Source organism: Candidatus Omnitrophota bacterium, from assembly GCA_013791745.1.
GTDB lineage: Bacteria > CG03 > CG03 > CG03 > CG03 > CG03.
In genome coordinates this window covers 1-18,180 of sequence record VMTH01000161.1, presented here as the reverse complement: position 1 = coordinate 18,180, position 18,180 = coordinate 1, and the positions used below count along the sequence as shown (strand labels likewise).

21 protein-coding genes are annotated in these 18,180 nt (G+C 50.8%); all 21 read left to right on the top strand.

Annotation, left to right across the window (positions count from 1 at the left end; translation table 11 throughout):
* The first annotated feature begins 151 nt into the window (after positions 1 to 151).
* Entirely contained in the window at positions 152 to 1,978 is a 1,827-nt protein-coding gene (locus FP827_08045; GenBank protein MBA3053014.1) for a TonB-dependent receptor, read from the top strand.
* A gap of 36 nt (positions 1,979 to 2,014) precedes the next feature.
* On the top strand, positions 2,015 to 2,395 hold the full coding sequence (locus tag FP827_08040; protein ID MBA3053013.1) for a YbgC/FadM family acyl-CoA thioesterase: 381 nt from the start codon (positions 2,015 to 2,017) through the stop codon (positions 2,393 to 2,395).
* Between the two features lie 36 nt (positions 2,396 to 2,431).
* Positions 2,432 to 3,958 (top strand): DNA polymerase III subunit gamma/tau, encoded by a 1,527-nt coding sequence (gene dnaX, locus FP827_08035; protein MBA3053012.1) that lies wholly within the window; start codon positions 2,432 to 2,434, stop codon positions 3,956 to 3,958.
* Complete coding sequence (recR, locus tag FP827_08030; GenBank protein MBA3053011.1) at positions 3,951 to 4,556, top strand: recombination protein RecR; 606 nt, start codon at positions 3,951 to 3,953, stop codon at positions 4,554 to 4,556. Before dnaX ends, recR begins: the two co-directional genes overlap by 8 nt.
* Before the next feature lie 125 nt (positions 4,557 to 4,681).
* The gene (gene trxA, locus FP827_08025; GenBank protein ID MBA3053010.1) at positions 4,682 to 4,996 is read left to right on the top strand and encodes a thioredoxin; all 315 of its coding nucleotides are present in this window, start codon (positions 4,682 to 4,684) and stop codon (positions 4,994 to 4,996) included.
* 166 nt (positions 4,997 to 5,162) lie between these two features.
* Positions 5,163 to 5,957 (top strand): prolipoprotein diacylglyceryl transferase, encoded by a 795-nt coding sequence (lgt, locus tag FP827_08020; GenBank protein MBA3053009.1) that lies wholly within the window; start codon positions 5,163 to 5,165, stop codon positions 5,955 to 5,957.
* A complete protein-coding gene (locus FP827_08015) occupies positions 5,941 to 6,897 on the top strand; it encodes an RnfABCDGE type electron transport complex subunit D (protein ID MBA3053008.1) in 957 nt (318 codons plus the stop codon). Before lgt ends, FP827_08015 begins: the two co-directional genes overlap by 17 nt.
* Positions 6,894 to 7,418, top strand: coding sequence for an FMN-binding protein (locus FP827_08010; GenBank protein MBA3053007.1), 525 nt, complete (start codon positions 6,894 to 6,896; stop codon positions 7,416 to 7,418). Before FP827_08015 ends, FP827_08010 begins: the two co-directional genes overlap by 4 nt.
* Complete coding sequence (locus FP827_08005; protein ID MBA3053006.1) at positions 7,418 to 8,011, top strand: electron transport complex subunit E; 594 nt, start codon at positions 7,418 to 7,420, stop codon at positions 8,009 to 8,011. The genes FP827_08010 and FP827_08005 overlap by 1 nt, the downstream gene beginning before the upstream one ends.
* Positions 7,998 to 8,213, top strand: coding sequence for a hypothetical protein (locus FP827_08000; protein ID MBA3053005.1), 216 nt, complete (start codon positions 7,998 to 8,000; stop codon positions 8,211 to 8,213). The genes FP827_08005 and FP827_08000 overlap by 14 nt, the downstream gene beginning before the upstream one ends.
* Positions 8,210 to 8,785: an electron transport complex protein RnfA gene (locus FP827_07995; protein ID MBA3053004.1), complete on the top strand. Its 576-nt coding sequence runs from the start codon at positions 8,210 to 8,212 to the stop codon at positions 8,783 to 8,785. Before FP827_08000 ends, FP827_07995 begins: the two co-directional genes overlap by 4 nt.
* Positions 8,782 to 9,588 (top strand): 4Fe-4S dicluster domain-containing protein, encoded by an 807-nt coding sequence (locus FP827_07990; GenBank protein MBA3053003.1) that lies wholly within the window; start codon positions 8,782 to 8,784, stop codon positions 9,586 to 9,588. The genes FP827_07995 and FP827_07990 overlap by 4 nt, the downstream gene beginning before the upstream one ends.
* A complete protein-coding gene (locus tag FP827_07985; protein MBA3053002.1) occupies positions 9,552 to 11,162 on the top strand; it encodes a hypothetical protein in 1,611 nt (536 codons plus the stop codon). The genes FP827_07990 and FP827_07985 overlap by 37 nt, the downstream gene beginning before the upstream one ends.
* Before the next feature lie 41 nt (positions 11,163 to 11,203).
* Entirely contained in the window at positions 11,204 to 12,451 is a 1,248-nt protein-coding gene (locus tag FP827_07980) for a nicotinamide-nucleotide amidohydrolase family protein (GenBank protein MBA3053001.1), read from the top strand.
* Positions 12,448 to 13,329 (top strand): hypothetical protein, encoded by an 882-nt coding sequence (locus FP827_07975; protein MBA3053000.1) that lies wholly within the window; start codon positions 12,448 to 12,450, stop codon positions 13,327 to 13,329. Before FP827_07980 ends, FP827_07975 begins: the two co-directional genes overlap by 4 nt.
* Before the next feature lie 97 nt (positions 13,330 to 13,426).
* Positions 13,427 to 13,735: a 50S ribosomal protein L31 gene (gene rpmE, locus FP827_07970; protein ID MBA3052999.1), complete on the top strand. Its 309-nt coding sequence runs from the start codon at positions 13,427 to 13,429 to the stop codon at positions 13,733 to 13,735.
* Positions 13,736 to 13,747: 12 nt separating this feature from the next.
* Complete coding sequence (gene prfA, locus FP827_07965; GenBank protein ID MBA3052998.1) at positions 13,748 to 14,770, top strand: peptide chain release factor 1; 1,023 nt, start codon at positions 13,748 to 13,750, stop codon at positions 14,768 to 14,770.
* On the top strand, positions 14,767 to 15,588 hold the full coding sequence (gene prmC / locus FP827_07960; GenBank protein ID MBA3052997.1) for a peptide chain release factor N(5)-glutamine methyltransferase: 822 nt from the start codon (positions 14,767 to 14,769) through the stop codon (positions 15,586 to 15,588). The genes prfA and prmC overlap by 4 nt, the downstream gene beginning before the upstream one ends.
* Complete coding sequence (gene murA / locus FP827_07955; GenBank protein MBA3052996.1) at positions 15,582 to 16,835, top strand: UDP-N-acetylglucosamine 1-carboxyvinyltransferase; 1,254 nt, start codon at positions 15,582 to 15,584, stop codon at positions 16,833 to 16,835. The genes prmC and murA overlap by 7 nt, the downstream gene beginning before the upstream one ends.
* Positions 16,832 to 17,998, top strand: coding sequence for a histidinol dehydrogenase (gene hisD, locus FP827_07950; GenBank protein MBA3052995.1), 1,167 nt, complete (start codon positions 16,832 to 16,834; stop codon positions 17,996 to 17,998). Before murA ends, hisD begins: the two co-directional genes overlap by 4 nt.
* Positions 17,995 to 18,180: imidazoleglycerol-phosphate dehydratase (gene hisB / locus FP827_07945; GenBank protein ID MBA3052994.1), on the top strand; the 186-nt coding region annotated here is incomplete at its 3' end. The genes hisD and hisB, both read left to right, overlap by 4 nt.

Sequence of the window (18,180 nt, the reverse complement as noted above, 5' to 3'; positions counted from 1 at the left end):
TCGCGCCGGAGGTGCCGCGTCGAGGGACGCTCACGTATGTGGTTCGCTCTCATTCGCCCGCCACGGGCGGACTTCGCAAGGCTCAGCTTTGGGCACTATGCAAACCCCTTGCTCATAGAGCCCCGTCGGACACCGTCCGCCGCTCATTATAATGTTGTTTCGTGAAGGAGGCGCATGCCGGATGTTTAAAATTTCCGCTTCGGTGATTTTGTTTGGCTGCGCGCTGTGTTTTTTGAACAGTGCTTCCTCCGGCAGCGAAAACATTGAGGAAATAGTCGTTTACGGTGAACGGATCTTTTCCCCGGGCAGTGAGATAATAACAGCCGAAGATCTCGCGCTCCTGCCGGCCGATTCGCTGGAGGATGTTTTGAGATTATCGGCCGGAATAGACGTCAGGGGGCGCGGAGGCTTCGGCGTTCAGAACGACCTTTCTGTTTCAGGCGGTTCTTTTGAGCAGGTTCTGGTGCTCCTTGACGGGGTGAGAATGAGCGATCTGCAGACCGGACATCACCAGATGAATATACCGGTGTCCAAAAACGATATTGAGAGAATCGAGATAATTTCCGCCCCCGCCTCATCCGTTTACGGCGCCGGAGCTTTTTCGGGAGCGGTCAATATCATCACCAAAAAATCGCACAAAAAATCCGTGGGCGCCGAGCTGGCTTTTTATGAAAAAAATACTTTCAGCGGCAGGATAAGTTTTTCGCCGCCGATGAAGGGCGGGAATATGCTGCTTTCGGCCTCAAGAAAGAGATCTCCCGGCTATTTCCCCGGGAGGGATTTTGCCGTGAACGACTATTTCGGCAGGGTGTTTTTACCCGGGAAAAACAGCGTGAGCCTGAGCGCCGGAAGGCAGGACAAGGATTTCGGGGCGTATCATTTTTACGGCACCGGCACTTCGGGTGAAAGGGAGGAGACCTGCCTTGAATTCGCCAATCTTGAATTCAGGGTTCCGTTCAGCCGGTCGTTTTTTCTGAGCAATAAAACATTTGTCAGACGGCACGGGGATAAATTCGAATATTTGTGGGGCGGGAATTTGTACGGCAACAGCCATCAGAATATACGGAGTGGGAATGAAGCTGTTTTGCATTTCGTTTCAGGTTATAACTCTTTTTCGTGTGGGGCGGAGTATTCGCGGGAAGAAATAACAAGCAATGTTCTGAAAAACGAGCATACGCGCGCGGTGTCATTTTTTGAGCGCTTCCGCCGTAAAAAAGGGATATCCGAATTCAATCTTAATTTGAGGACGGACCGCAGCGGCCGCTGGGATAAGATAAACTCGATTTCCATGGGAGAAGAAATCACGCTGAACCGCTTGCGCGTACATATTCTTTACGCTTCGGCTTTCAGGCCGCCCTCTTATACGGAATTGCATTATTGGGATCCGGCGAATGAGGGCGACACGGCTCTTCATCTTGAAAAAAGCAGATATTACGAAACGGGCATGACGGCCGGGGCTTTTTCGGCGGCGGTTTTTCTGCGTTCCGGCAGAGATATCATAGACTGGGTGAAATTCAATTCAACGGACACTTTCCATGCGTGGAATATCCCGGAATTTGACACGAAGGGCGCGCGTTTGAAATATTTTTTCTCTTTCCGCGCGATAGGCGGCCAGGCCGGCTACACTTTTCTCAAGGCATCCGCGCCCGGAGGTATTTATGACTCAAAATACGCGTTAAGGTATCCCGCTCATAAATTTTCTCTTCGGCTCAAAGGGCATCTGTTTCCAAGAGCTTCATCACGCGCCGGCGCACTTTCAGCCCGCCACGGCGGACTTTCAGCCGCGGTGTCGGGCTCTTATTTGAAGAGGCGCTCTGAGGCGGGATATTTTGTGATGGACGCCAGAATAGAAAAGAGATTCGGCAATTACAGCCTGTTTCTGGAAGCGGCTAATTTGTTCAACAGGAAATTCCAGTCTCAGCCGCCCGTGCCCGCTCACGGCAGATGGGCGGGAGTGGGTATCACTGCCGGTTTGTAATTTCACGGGCTATTTTTTATACTTTGGAGAGCATTTATGGAAATTAAGATCTATTATCAGGATACGGACTGCGGCGGGGTTGTTTACTACGCGAATTATCTCACTTACTTTGAGCGGGCGCGCACCGAGTTTCTGCGGGAGCGCGGAGCCGACATCGGTGAGCTCATGGAGCGCGGTATCTTTTTTCTTGTCCGCCGCGCCGAGATAGATTATATAAGCCCCGCGCGCTACGGAGAGACTGTCATTGTTGAAGTGCAAGCCGGCAAATCGACGGGTGCATCAATAGAGCTGTTATATGAAATAAAGGAAAAAGCGTCGCTCAGAAGCATTGTCAAAGGCAAAACGCTGCTTGTGTGCGTCGGGAAGGATATGAAGCCTATGCGTCTGCCGGAGGAAATGAGGAAAATCGAAAGATGATTTTGACATCGTTTTTCAATTAAATTAGAATACATCATGGCACATTTAGTTATCGCGAGAAAATACCGTCCGGCGAAATTCTCTGAGATCATAGGCCAGGGGCAGGTGACGGTGACGCTCGGAAACGCCATCATCAAAGAAAAGCTGGCGCACGCCTATGTTTTTTCCGGCCCCCGCGGAGTGGGGAAGACAACCGCCGCGCGGATCCTCGCCAAGGCGGTTAACTGCGCGGAGTATCCCTCGAGCGAACCCTGTAATAAATGCGTTTCATGCAAAGCGATTCAGGCCGGGAATTCAATGGATATCATAGAGATAGACGCGGCTTCCAACAGGGGCATTGAGAATATAAGAGAGCTCCGCGAGAACGCCGCTTTTGCCCCGTCATCATCGCGCTACAAAGTTTATGTTATCGACGAGGCGCATCAGATAACAAAAGACGCTTTTAACGCGTTCCTGAAAACGCTGGAAGAGCCGCCGCCCTATATCATTTTCGTTCTTGCCACAACCGAGCCGGAAAAACTTCCCGTGACGATTCTTTCGAGATGCCAGCATTTTAAATTCGTTCTTGTGAATCAGGCCGAGGTGATGGGTGTCCTCAAAAAAATATGCGTCAGCGAAAAAGTGCCGGTTTCCGACGGCGCTCTGGAAGCCATATGCGAGGAGGCGGGCGGCTCCATAAGAGACGCCGAGAGTATTCTTGAGCAGGTTATCTCCTCCGCTTCAGGAAAAACAATAGAAAGGGAAGATGTGGAATTCATCCTCGGTCTTGTGGAAAGCGCGAAAATAAAAGAAACTCTTTCGGCTATAGCGTCCGGCGACACAAAGTCGGCCTTCGCGCTGGTAGGCGAGATTTACAGCAAGGGCTTCAGCCTTCAGCAGTTCACAAGGCAGCTCATAACGGCCCTGCGCAGGGTTCTGGCGGAGCTTTTGAGCGGCCGGGCCGGTGACGGCTTTAAAGATCCGGACCGTGTTTACTGGATGCTTGAAAGCCTGTGCTCCGCCGAGCAGAAAATGAAATGGTCAGAGTATCCGAAAATTCTGCTGGAGCTGGCTTTTTATAAGATAACCTCGGATTTTGTGCCCATAGGCAAAGTTATAGAGCTGGCAACCTCTTCCGGCGGGGATCCTGAATCTCCCGCGGCAACGAGCGTAAAAACACTGGCGGCTGCCACTAAACCGGCGGTCTCTCTCCCCCCATCTGACAAGAGCGCCGCGGATCTGGTCAAGCTGCTGAAAGGAGAGTGTGGCCCTGCGGGAAAGATATTTGATTTTGCAGAGGAAATCATCGTTGACGGCAGAAAACTCTGCTGCCGTTTTTCCGGCGAAAACGAGGTGCACGCGAAACGCCTGCTGGCCAACAGCGAAGTTATGGAAGAGGCGCTTGCCGCGAAGGGACACAAAGGTATGAGCATAGACGTGACCATTGTCATGAACGAAAAGGAAGATCCTGCCACCCCGGAAGAAAAGATCACAGAGGCCAAGCAGCTTGAAATAGAGGAGCCTATCATAGCCAAGCTGCACACGCTGGCCGGAGGCGAGCTGGAAGGCCGGGAGGATGAGTAATTTTTATTTCTGCGTGGAAAGGCTTAAAGAGGCCTTTTACGCGCTCCCCTCGGTCACCCCTAAATTCGCGGCCAAATTAGCCTCGGATTTTATAAAACTTCCCCCCGAATCAAGAAAAAAACTGCTTGACGAACTCAGGGAAGCAGAAGAATCGATCAGGGTCTGTTCTGTCTGCGGCAACTATTCATCTGAAGATGTCTGCGATATATGCGCGGATAAGGAAAGAGACACTTCCATTATTTGCGTTGTTGAGGAAGTGATGGATGTGTCTGTGGTTGAAGACGCCGGTTTTAACGGGATGTATCACATACTCGGTGGCAGAATAGATCCTCTCAACAAAATCCTTCCGGAAAATTTAAACATAGAGTCTCTTTTTAAAAGACTGGAATCGGGCGCGGTAAAAGAAGTGATACTGGCGACAAATCTCAACAGGAAAGGCATTGCCACAGCCCGGTACATATACAACGAGATCGCCCGGCGTTTTGGAGATATCAAGATCAGTCATCCCGCCCACGGCCTGTCGGAGGGGTCGGAGATAATCTATGTCAATGCCCACACGCTGAAAGAAGCGCTGGAGGGCCGGCGCTCTTTTGAGTAAGGCTGTTTTGAGTTTCAGCGCGCGTCCTGTTCTTTAACGGCTGAATCCTTTTGTGTTCAGAGAGCATCAAAACCAGCATCGGGTTAAATAATGTGGTTGGGGGATTCTATCAGGAGGTAATAGTTATGATCATTGTGAATGATTCTAATTTTGAGCAGGAAGTTGTTAAAGCGGATATACCGGTTATGGTGGATTTTTACGCTGACTGGTGCGGCCCGTGCAGGATGATAGCTCCGGTCGTTGAAGAGGTCTCGGGTGAATATGAGGGCAGGGTCAAGGTCTGTAAACTCAATGTTGACGAAGCCGGCCAGACGGCCGCGAAATACCGTGTCAGCAGCATACCCTTTATAGGTTTTTTCAAAAACGGCGAACTGGTTGACCAGCTTATAGGGGCTGTCCCCAAAGAAGCGCTGACGGCAAAAATAGATTCGCTTTTATAATAGCTTCCCGGTTTTAAATTGCTAATTCGAAGTCAGGTTTTGAATTGGCATGCTGAGGTTTTGCGGTAGCCAGGGCCTAAAAGGGACGGACAGTTTTTACAAGACAAAAATCAGCCTGCCCCCGTGTTTAAGGCTTTATTTATTGAGCGGGAATATGTTATATTAAATCCATGAAAAAATCTTTTCCGGAGCTCCTGTGTTTCCCCGCATACTGAGCATAGGTCCCGTTACGCTGCATTCTTACGGGCTGATGGTTTTTATCGCAGTTGTGGCGGCGTGGTTCGTGCTCAAAAAAGAATTCGCCGGCCGTATTGCCGCGCGGCGTCTTGAGGATATTGTTTTTTATTCGCTGCTTTGCGGTTTTGTCATGGCGCGTTTGTTTCATTTTGTTTTCTGGGATTTCGGGGCTCTGGCGGACAATCCCCTTGAATTTTTTTATGTCTGGCACGGGGGGCTCGCCGTGGGAGGCGGGATCATCGGCGGTTTTCTGGCGCTCTTTTATTTTTCGCGGAAAGAAAAAATACCTTTTGCCGAGTTCTGCGATTATTTCGCCGCGCCCATGATCCTGGGCCAGGCCATAGGCAGGATTGGCTGTTTTCTGGCCGGATGCTGTTACGGCAGTTCCTGCGGGACTCTGCCGGGCGTCACTTTCACAGATCCCGCGTCACTGGCGCCGCTGGGCGCGGGCCTTCATCCCGTCCAGATCTATGAGAGTTTGCTCAATTTCCTGCTCTTTCTCCTTATAATCAGACTGCCGCTGAAGAAAACAGGCCTGCGCGGCGCGGCCTATCTGGCGGGTTACGGCATAACAAGATTTTTCATGGAATTCATCAGAGGGGACTCGATCACCGCTTTTTCGGGTTTAACAATAATGCAGATTATTGCTATCATCCTCGTGATATCAGCCGGGCTTTATCTGACCGCTGTGTCTCAAAAGGCAAAAAATGAAAAGAGAATTTAAAGTATCGCTCTCACCGCATGATTTTTCCGCTACTGATGTGCCCTCCGTTATGCGGAATGTTGTTATCGCCCTCGCCCCGGCCATGGCCTACTCCTTCTATCTTTGGGGCAAAAGAGCCGCTCTTCTTTATACCGTCTCTATTTTTTTCGCCTACGCGTCGGAATATGCCTTTATCAGGATACGCAAAAAAACTTTCATAAATGACGGAAGCGCCCTTGTGTCAGGCCTTCTTTTCGCCATGACTTTACCCCCGTCGCTACCTCTTTCCTACGCCGCGTACGGCATTATCTTCGGCATGGTGTTCGGCAAACATTTTTACGGCGGTCTGGGGGCGAACATTTTCAATCCCGCGCTTCTCGGCAGGGCCTTTCTCATGGCCGCTTTTCCCGCCGCCATGACCTCCTGGATATCCCCGCTGGATGCTCTCACGACGGCGACGCCTCTGGGCGCATGGAAATTTTCGGGAGAAATATGGGAGACCGGAAAGATCCTGATGGGTAACTGCCCGGGCAGTGTGGGCGAAACATCCGCTGTCCTTCTGCTGCTGGGGGGAGCATATCTTCTCATCCGAAAAATCATTGATTACAGGGTGCCGCTGTTTTACCTTGCGGCGGTGGGGTCTATTTCCTCTTTGTTTTATTTTTTCGCTGGCGAATCCTACGGCAGTCCTGTTTTTCATTTATTTTCGGGCGGCCTGATGCTGGGGGCTTTTTTCATGGCTACGGATCCGGTGACGATGCCGGCCAATTTCAGGGGGAGGGTTATTTTCGGCGCCGGCTGCGGATTTTTCACGATGCTCCTGAGATATTTCAGCGGTTTCCCCGAAGGCGTTATGTTTTCCGTGCTCATTATGAACGCGCTCGCGCCGCTGCTTGAAAAAATTCCGGCGAAAGAGTCCTTCGGCGAAAATAATTCCGTAAAGAGGGAGAGGAATAGATGAAAAAAATCGTAAAAATAAGTTTGTTCCTTCTCTGCCTGTGTTTCGCCAGCGGCCTCATCCTCTCATTCGTGTGGGAAAAATCGTCAAAAAAGATTGACGAAAATGAAAAACGCGCTAAAACAGAAGCCGTTGAAGAGCTTTTTCCGGGAGAAGAGATAAGCGCTCTTTCGCTCGACGGTGAAGAATATTGGCAGGCCGGCTCGGCCGGATATGCCTTTGAGGCGTCCATCATGGGTTTTCAGGACGAGATCAGGGCCGTCGTGGGCGTGGGCAAAAACATGGATCGCATCAAGGGGATAATAATACTGAAATGCCTGGAGACCCCGGGGCTCGGCGCGGAAGTGACAAAAGATAAATTCTTAAAACAGTTTAACGGGAAAAATGCCCCGTTCAGCATTGTGAAGACGGCTCCGCGTGAAAAATACGACATACAGGCCGTCACCGGAGCGACCATATCTTCCCGCGCTGTTGTAAAAATGATAAATGAAAAGATGATGAAAATGAAGGCGGTGATCCGCTGATGAAAGATTTTTTAAAAGGCATATTCGAGAAAAACCCGATACTCTGTTATCTGCTCGGTTTGTGCCCGACGCTCGCGGTGACGACGAATGTTATCAATGCCCTCACCATGGGCTTGAGCGTTATATTCGTGCTTTTCTTCAGTAATGTCATAATCTCACTCATAAGAAAAGCCGTGCCCCATCAGGTGAGGATAGCCTCTTACATAGTGGTGATCGCGACATTCGTTACCATCGCCGATATTTTTCTCAAAGCCAATTTCTTTGAAATGAGCCGTGAGCTTGGTCCCTTCATTCCTCTCATCGTCGTCAACTGCATAATACTCGGCCGCGCTGAAGCTTTTGCTTCGCGTCACGGCCTTGTCCGATCCATGCTGGACGCGCTGGGTATGGGAACGGGTTTTACTCTGGTTCTGTGCGTCATGGGCGCGATCAGGGAGATCCTGGGTTCCGGCACTTTTTTAGGGGCCAAGGCCGTGCCCGGATTCTTCCCGCAGTTCCTTGTTATGATACTGCCGGCGGGGGCTTTTATAACACTGGGCCTTCTGGTCGGAGCGCATCAGGCCATTAAAATATCAAAAAATGAAAAACGATAAAAAAAAGAATTTGTTCCGCCTGAATATGTCATCTGATAAATCACTCAGGCGCGATAAGTATCGAAATGTTTCACGCCACGGCGCATCCGCCATCCGCCACGGCAGACTTTCAGCGGCAGACGAAGCGCTTTCAGCATCCGCCGGTGCGGGGCAGAATGTCCGCCGCGAAGGCGGTCCAACCCCTGGCACCATTTCACAATGAATTATATACTGATTTTCATCGGCGCGGCGGTAGTCAACAATTTTATCCTCAGTTATTTTCTCGGTATCTGCCCTTTCCTCGGCGTTTCGACGGATCTGAAAAAAGCTTCGGGAATGGGTTTCGCCGTGATTTTCGTTATGGTCCTGGCCTCAGCGGCGACATGGGGGATCTATCATAAAATACTTATGCCCTACAATCTGCAATATCTTCAGAATGTGGCCTTCATACTCGTTATAGCCAGCCTTGTGCAGTTTGTTGAAATGTTTCTGAAGAAATTCATTCCCCCTCTCTATCAAGGGCTTGGTATTTATCTTCCGCTGATCACTACCAACTGCGCCATCCTCGGGTTGACGCTGTTTATGGTGATAAAGGATTATGATTTTATAGAAAGCCTTTTTTACGCCGTCGGCGCGGGAACCGGATTTTTGATGGCCCTTCTGATAATGGCGGGGATCAGGGTGCGGCTGGACAGCGCCGATATACCGGCGCCATTCAGGGGGGCCGGCATAGCGCTTATAACCGCAGGGTGCCTGGCTCTTGTCTTTATGGGGTTTTCGGGAATGATGAAATGATTATAACTGAGGGAATTTTCGCGGCGCCTGTTTTACTCGGTGCCGCAGGCTTCGCATTCGCTTTGTTTTTAGCCGTTTCCGATATGTTGCTCGAGGTGAAAGAGGATCCTAAAGTCGCGCTGGTGGAAAAGGCCCTGCCGGGATTGAATTGCGGCGCCTGCGGATTTTCTTCCTGCGCCGCCTACGCTAAGGCTGTTGTGGAAGGCGCGGCTCCTGTAGGCAAATGTTCTTCGGCGGATGAAGAGAGCATAAAATTTTTGAAGACTATTTTTTCATCTGTCTCGTCTCCTGAGAAAAAAGTCGCCGTCATCAGATGTGCCGGCGGCAGTGCTGTTAAATTCCCGTATAAAGGGGTGCCCACCTGCGAAGCCGCCTCGCTTGTGACAGGGGGTTTCCTGGAATGTTCATGGGGCTGCCTCGGCTTGGGCGATTGCGAAAAGGCTTGTCCACAGGGGGCAATCAAGGTCGGCTCAAAGGGTATTGCCGAGGTGGATCATTCAAAATGCACCGGCTGCGGCTTGTGCGTTAAAGCCTGCCCCAGAGGACTGATCGAGCTGATACCGGCCGCCCGCAGATATTATGTCTCATGCAGCAGCACCGAGAAAGCGGAAGTGCGGAATTACTGTAAAAACGGCTGTTTTGCCTGCGGTATCTGCGCGGCTAAAAAATTCAATCCCGACGGCGTTGTGGAAATAAAAGAGAATCTGCCGGTGGTGATAGAAGATATACTGAAAGATCCCGCTCAGCTTTTAACCGCCGGAAGCAAGTGCCCGGTTCAAGCCTGGAAAGAAATAAATTTTTGAAAATCACTTTTAAAAGACTGCTTGATTTCATAGCCACACTCATAGGCGCCGCTGTGCTTTTTTTATCACTGGCGATGGTTCTGCTGAATCTGACTTTAAAGCCTTATGTTCTGCGCGCGCTTTCAGCATATCTGGCGAGTGACGTGAAAACCGCTTTCATTTATATAACTCCGGCGGGCAGGATAGTCTGTATCGCGCCGAGCGCTTCGTCTGGGTCGGGAGAATTTCTCAGCGCCGATAACGCTGTCATCAAATGCGATGTTTCGGAAATACGGGACAAGAGGATTTTTTTCAGCGAAATCGTCTTCAACGGCCCCGATATCAGGATTGCCCGGGGTAAGAAAGGTTTTAACATAAGAGCGCTGATAAAATCCGTGACCGCGCCGCGCGCCCCGGCCAAGGACAGATACAAATTTTCCGTCGGCCATATAGGTTTCAATTACGGCAAGGCGTCTTTCTTTGATGAAGATTCAGGGAGAATGTTCCGGTTTTCCAACGCCTCGCTCGTGATAAATTTAAGCGGAGAAGGCACGGCAATAACTCTGATCTCGGGTTTTGGTGCGCGTCCTTTTACGGCTCACGCGCGTTATCTGAACGGCTGGAAAATCGCCGCTAAAAACAGCGAACTCCCCGCGGGGGATGTTTTGAGTATTTTGGGCGTTAAAGGGGAGGCTGGCGGACACCTCGGCTCTGATATCGTGTATGAGGGAAATTTCGCCGACAGGAACAGCCTGCGGGGGAATCTCTTTCTGCGTGATGCGTTTTACGGCGGCTTCGGCGGCACGGGGCAGATATATTTTGACGTGAACAGGTTTTTCGCCGAAATCAAAGGGCAAAACACGCGCTTCTCCGCCGCCGGCTCACTCGATGAAGGGGGACTGAGGCTGGAAAACATATTTATACAACATCCCTCTGTTGCGGTTGAAGCCTCCGGGCGCCTGACACTCAGGGATTTCCGGATGAAAGGCCAGGTCGCGGGTTTCAGGATAAATGAAAAGCTGTTTAAGGGGGTTCTCGCGGGGAATGTCGAATGTGACGGCGAATTCAGCCGTCTCAAATCCTGCAACGCGCGGGTTCTGCTGACAGAAGGCAGCGGTGAATTCTCCAAACTCTCATTGCTTTATAATATTCTTCAGACAATGGATGTCTTTAAGTATCTGACCGGCCGTTTCCCCTCGTATTCGGGGAGTTTTCCGGTGAAATCCGTACGCGGCGAAATAGTGAAGAAGGGCGCTGTTATACACGCGAACGATGTACTCATAGAAAACGAACATTCCCGCACCAGCGTTTACGGGGATGTTGATATAGACAAAAATACGATTGATATTGTTGTCGGTTTTCAGGCGCAGAGGTTCGTTAACGATGTGATCTCAAAAATACCTCTTGTGGGTTATGTGCTGCTGGGCGAGAAAAAGTCGCTTCTGCCGGTCTTTGTGAAAGTGAAAGGCCCCCTTTCCTCGCCGCGCACCAGCGTGATGCCGGCCAAGACGATAACGGGGCCGCTGACCGGTATTGTGGAGAGAATTTTTAAAATACCTTTCCGCGTTTTTGTTGAAAGTAAAAAAGATAATTGACCGGGGCCGGATCCGTTCCGCCCCGAAAGGAGAAATATAATATGAAAAAAGCGGCAGTTATATTTATGGGCAGTGAGCTTGTCCGCGCCCGCTCAGGCAAGGATGTTTCCTATCTGGACGCTGAATTAAACGATCTGGGGTGTGAGGTGGAATTCCACACCGCGGAAAGCGGTGAAGATGGGATAAAAGATCTGCTGGAATTCATTTTTCCCCGCGCGGATCTGATAATAAGTGTTGGGGGTTTAGGCGTTGAGCCGGATGATAAAACAGCTTCCGCCCTGAGTTCTTTCACGGGCAAAAAGTTGACTCTCAGCAGGGAAGCGCTCAGGGCAAAAGCGGAAATTTTTATAAACAAGGGACAGGATATGCCCAAGTCGGCCGACAGGGCGGCCTATGTGCTGGACGGGGCGACAATTTATCCTAACCCTGAGGGCATATCCGTTCCGCAGATGATAAAGTATAGAGAGAAAATAATGATAATGCTTCCGGGGAAGCATGCGGAGCTCAGAAACGTTTTCGCCCGGAGCGTTCATCCGTTTCTGTCAAAAAAATTCACGCCTTTATTTTTCAGAAGAAAAAAACTTCATATAACGGGCATGGAAGCTTCTGAGATAGATCAAAAGATCAAGACGGTCATGGATATCGAGCATTTTTCCGGCCTTGATCTGCACTTTGAGCTTGTGCCGTCAATAGCGTCGGTCGCCGTGGAATTTACGCTCAAGGGAGGCAACGAGCTCCTGGTGGAAGATAGCGCCCGGCGACTTGAAAAAGAGTTCAGGGATATTTTCGGCGACAGTATATACGGCCAGGACACGCAGAGCATTTCGCAGGCGGTGGTGAAGCTCCTTAGTAAAAAACGCAGGACTCTTTCGGCGGCCGAATCATGCACGGGCGGAGAAATCGCGAATCAGATAACGAATGTAAAAGGCGCGTCCGCTTTTTTTGATATGGGGCTGGTGACATACACGGAAAAATCCAAGAGCATTCTTCTGGGTATCCCGGAAGAGAGTATTAAAAAAGCGGGAGTTGTCAGCGAAGAAACGGCGGTTATGATGGCCGAAGCGCTCTTGAAATTGTCGGGATCATATTACGGCGTAGCGACAACGGGCGTTGCGGGCCCCGGCCCGTCAGGCGGGGTGAGGCAGGGGACCGTTTTTATAGCCCTGGCATCGCTCGGCGCAGCCACGAAATGCGTCAAATGTGCTTTCCCGGGTCACAGGCTCGCCGTGAAGAAAAGAGCCGCCGTCAAAGCGCTGGATATAGTCAGAAGGGAGCTCCTGAGCGTATGACGGAAGAAGCAGGGATACTCGTTGAAGAATTGGGCTGCTCCGAGCGCGCAGCTGAGAGGGTATTCGCTCTTTACGGCGGGGATCTCAACCTCGCGTACCGGCATCTTGCTTCCAGGCACAGGAATATCACGGTTCTGAAGATAAAATTCGCCGCGAAAAGCAGCTATAACTGCGGATTAATATTTGTGGCCTTATCGTCGGAGAAAAAATCCGTTTTGAGGTACGCTGTTTCCATCAGTAAGAATCCATACACTTTTTCGCTGGATTTGAACATGCCCTGGCACGAGTTTGAAAACACGATATACACCAAGAGGCTGTCGGATGAGATAGTCCGTGATAAGACTCTTTCGGTGACGCAGGCCCTGAGGGTTTTTCTGCAGGACAAGGATAACGAATCTTTCTATGGGATCTTTGACGGCGTTGATTATAAAAAGACCGGAGGTCTGATAGAAACAATACTCAGGAAAATACTCAATGAGGATATTTTTTTCAAGTTCATGAAAGAACGGCTGTCTGTTTTTGATTTTCACCGTGTGGGCGTTGAGTCCGCCAAAAATCCCGCAGGAAAGGAAGAATCCAAGATCGAGTTGAGGGTTGAGATGGTAGAGGCGCCAAAGAGTTTTTTGTTCTTTCTCGCGCCTAAGATAGATCGTGTGGATCCGGGTACGATTATTTTCGTGCGGATAACCGACGACAGAGAGGTGGCGGATTATCTGATGAGGTTTATAGGCGTGACGAAATCGGAAACGCTGCCCGTCGAGATCCTGGAAAAAACAAAAACAGACAGCGGTTTTGCCGTCACCGTGCGCCTGGGCGGCAGCATAAGGGGCGTGTGCCAGGTTCCCGAAGGCTCCCGTCCCGTCATTTTTAAAGGTTAGCCGCCGTTTGACAGGAAATTGATTTTTTGCGACAATCCACTCTGAATAACTGTGTTGTAGGCGGGGTTTTAACCCCGTGTTTAGGAGACATAATAATATGAAAGACAAAATACATCCGGACTACAAGCCGGTGAAGGTTATATGCACTTGCGGGAACACCTTTGAGGTGCGGTCCACTATGGGAACGGATATAAGGCTGGAGATATGTTCGGCCTGCCATCCTTTTTTCACGGGGAAACAGAAACTTATCGATTCCGTGGGCAGCCTCAGCAAGTTCGAGAAGAGATACAAAAAAACCGCCGGGCAAACGGTCAGGGTGAAACCCAAAAAAGCGGTGAAGAAAAAAACCGCGGTCAAAAAAACAAAACTCGCCCCAAAAAAGAAAATTTCCCCCGACGAAGAATAGTGTCAGGTCACCTTGGAGCAAAAACACCTTAAGATAGTCAGGGATTTTGAGGAACTGGAAAAGAGTCTGGCCGAGTCGACCGCTTTTGATCCGGAAATCCACGGCCGCTACAAAAAACTCAAGCCTTTTTATCCGTCCGCCGCGCGTCTTGTTCAAATAGAAAAGGACCTCGGGGGGCTCGATGCCATGAAAGATGATGAGGAAATGTCGCTTCTTTACGAGGAGGAAAAAAACGCGCTCAAGGCCGAGTATAAAAAGGTCAGAGGCGAGCTTGCCGCGCTGCTTTCCAAAAGCCCTTTTGAGGGCAAACCTGTTATTGTGGAGGTCAGGGCTGGCACTGGCGGCCTTGAGGCTGGACTGTTCGCGGGTGATCTTTTTAAGATGTATCAGAAGGCCGCTGAAATCTACGGACTGAAACTCAAGATATTCTCAATCCACTCAACGCCAATGGGCGGAGTCAAGGAAGCGGTTTTTGAGGTGTCGGGAGAGAATGCCTATTCATATTTCAGGTTTGAAGCCGGCGTCCACAGGGTGCAGCGGATCCCCGCCACCGAATCGGGCGGCAGGATACACACATCAGCGGCTTCCGTCGCCGTTTATCCGGAGCCGGAGGAAGTGGATCTAAAAATAGAACCCGCCGACCTGAGGATAGACACATACAGGTCTTCGGGCAAGGGCGGTCAGCATGTGAACAAAACGGATTCGGCCGTCAGGATAACGCATATTCCCACAGGCGCCGTGGCCTCATGCCAGAACGAACGGAGCCAGTTTCAGAACAAGGCCAAGGTGATGACCATGTTAAAGGCGAAGATCTATGAGCAGCGGGCTTCAGATGCCGCCGAAAGCACCGCCGATATTGTGCGCAATCAGGTCGGCAGCGCCGACAGGAGCGAAAAGATAAGGACATATAATTTTCCGCAGAACAGGGTGACGGATCACAGGATAAAATTCACCATTTACAATCTTACCGAATTCATGGAAGGCAGGATATCGGCTATGACGGAAAAACTGAATGAGGAGCTTGCCGGAAAATGAGAGATACCGTCATAGCTGTTTGTGCCGGAGAGCTTTATAAGGCTATGCGTGGGGATTATCCGCGGCTGTCAGGCGAGGAATTTGACACGCTGTTCAACGCGTCGCTGTCACTGTCTTACGGAGAAGCGGCTTTTTCGGATAAAAAGATAAACCCGGTGTTGAGGAAAAAGCTGACTGATAATTTTTTGCGCCGGGCTGCGGGCACCGCGGTGGAATATATTACGGGCTCGGTTGAATTCATGGGTCTGACGCTTGAAATGGAAGAGGGAGTTTTTATACCGAAAAACAGCACTGAGACGCTTGTGGAACGGCTGCTTGAAAGATCTTCCGCCGGCATGACGCTGATAGATATGGGCTGCGGCAGCGGAAACATATCCATCGCCGCTTCAAAATTGGGCAAATTATCCGTGACAGCCTGCGACATCAACCCTGCCGCGCTCCGACTCACGCGAAAAAACGCCGGAAAGCTGGGGGAAAATATAAAAATTCTGCGAAGTGATCTTTTCGCTGATGTAAAAGGCAGATTTGATATTATCGCTAGCAATCCGCCCTATATTCCGTCAGGCGAAACACTGGATGAAGCCGTGTTGAGCCAGCCGGCTGAAGCGCTTTTTTCCGGCGCGGACGGCCTTTACTGTATAAGAAAGCTCGCCGTGCGCTCCCGTGATTATTTGAATGACGGCGGATATCTTTTGATAGAGATCGGAGCGCTCCAGGAAAGGGCCGTTGCCGATATACTGAATGCCGGGGGATGGAAAAATGTGAATTTTTATAAAGACCTTTCCGGTATTATGAGGGTGGCGGAGGCGTCATGTTAGGCCTTTGCCGCCGGACGGAAAAACTAGAAGGCACCCTTGAGGTGAGTGGTTCGAAGAACGCGGCTCTCCCCATATTGAGCGCCTGTCTTTTGACGGATGAAAAATGCGTCATCAGAAATGTTCCCGACCTGGAAGATGTGCGCGTTCTGTTCGCGCTCTTGAGAAAAATGGGCAAGACGATAAAGTTTGAAAAAAACATCGCGCAGGTGTCGGGCCATCTGCGAAGCGGCTCGTTGCCGGAAAAACTTGTGAGGAAACTGAGAGCTTCTGTTCTGGTTATGGGTCCGGTGCTGGCGAGATTGGGAGAAGGCTCCTTCGCCCTGCCCGGCGGCTGCGCTCTCGGTGAAAGGCCGATAGACATACACCTGAGCGGGTTGAAGGCCATGGGCGCGTCATATTCTATTTTGCGCGGTCGCATGATTTTCAGGAGGCAGGCCCTTAAGGGAGCGCATATAAAATTCTCTTTTCCTTCGGTGGGAGCCACGGAAAATCTGCTTATGGCCTCGTCCTGCGCCGGAGGAGTGACCGTTATTGAAAACGCGTCGGTGGAGCCGGAGATAGGAGATCTTTGCCTTTTCCTCAGGGCGATGGGCGCGGAGATAACAAGAAAAGGCTCATCTTATACTGTAAAAGGCAGGGCATGCCTCGGCGGCGCTGATTTTACCGTTATGCCCGACAGGATAGAGGCAGGGACTTTTCTTCTCGCCGCCGCTTCCGTCGGAGGCCGTGTGCGGGTGGATTCCGCCTGCCCCGCTCACCTGGGCGCGCTTTTGACAAAACTCAGGGCAACGGGTGTGAAAATAAGCAAAAAGGGAAATTCCCTGACGGTCCATTCGCCGAAAATAATAAAACCGGTCAATATTGTCACGGGGCCTTATCCCGCTTTCCCCACGGATCTTCAGCCGCTGTGGGCGGTGTATATGCTGCGCGCTTCCGGACGGAGCAGTATAAAGGATAGGATCTTTCCGGCACGTTTTATGTATGTTGACGAACTCAAAAGGCTGGGAGCGTCAATGGTGCTGAAAAACGCGGTGCTCATGATAAACAGATCCCGTCTTTCGGGGACGAATATTTACGCCTGCGATCTGAGGGCGGCCGCGGCCATGATCATCGCCGGCCTCATGGCGGAGGGCGAAACCCGCGTTTATGAGCTCAGGCATTTGTTCAGGGGCTATGAAAATTTTTTCATCAAGTTGCGAAAGCTCGGCGCAAATGTTTCAATGGAGCAACTGAAAGAGGAAAAATGAAAAAGCGCAGCAGTGTACAAAAAACCGTTTCAGATGTAATAGCGAAGGTCCGCCGCGGCGGGGACAGGGCTCTTTTCTCCTTTGAGAACAAATTCAACGGAGTGCGGCTGAGCGGAAAAAACCTGAAATTCATCAAAAAGGATTTTGACGCGGCTCTCAAAAGGCTCCCCTCTTCGTCAAGGAATGGCATTGAAAAGGCCGCTAAAAACATATTCTCTTATCAGAAAAAAATCAGGGCGTTGTATAAGGACATAAATGCCGGCAGGGCGGGTGTTGGGCTGATCCATCGTTTCCGTGCTGTTTCCAGCGCTGCCGTTTATGTGCCGGGAGGAAGATATTTTTATCCTTCATCCGTTCTTATGAACGCCATTCCGGCCAAAGCCGCCGGTGTGTGCGAGATATACGCCGCAAGCTGCGCTGTTTCCGACGAGGTGCTGGCTTCCTGCGCCCTTTCGGGCGTGAAGGCCTTATTCAGAATATCTGGCGCGCAGGCCATCGCCGCGTTCGCACTGGGAACGGAATCCGTACCGAAGGTTGATTTTATAGCGGGTCCGGGAAACAAATACGTGACGGAAGCCAAAAGGCAGCTTTTCGGCGAAACAGGTATCGATCTTCTCGCCGGCCCCAGCGAAGTGCTTGTGATCGCCGACGATAGTGTGCCCAATGAATGGGTACTTGCCGATATCGCCGCGCAGCTCGAACACGCGCCCGACGCGGAGGCGTCTCTGGTAACACCGTCAAAAAAGCTCGCGGATTTTATTGTTTCCGTTTTCGGTAAAAAAGTGAGGGTGTTCCGTATAAAAGATAAAAAAAGACAGATCGCAAAAGCCGATGAGATAGCCCCCGAACATCTGACCGTTTTGATGAAAAATGCCGCATCCTATGCGGGCTGTTTTAAAAACGCGGGCGCTGTGTTCCTGGGGAAATATTCGCCCGTGGCCATGGGAGATTATGTCGCGGGGCCGTCGCACACGCTGCCCACGGGAAGGGGCGCGGTTTTTTCTTCCGGGCTGAACGCGGGTTCTTTTCTGAGGAGTTACGCCGAGATAAGTTACGGCAAGGCCGGCTTTGAGTCCGACAGCGGCGCTGCCGGAGTGATCGCCGGAGCTGAGGGCATGGATAACCACAAAAAATCCATAGAGATAAGGAAGGTAGGAATATGAAAAAATCAAAAATTATAAGAAAGACGAAGGAAACATCCGTGAGCGTTGATTTTTCGTCCGGCCCCTCCGGTAAGAGCAGCGTGAAAACGCCGGTCGGCTTTTTGAATCACATGCTTGAGCTCTTCGCTTATCACGGCGGCTTCGGCCTTGTTGTGAAGGCAGCCGGAGACACCGATGTGGAT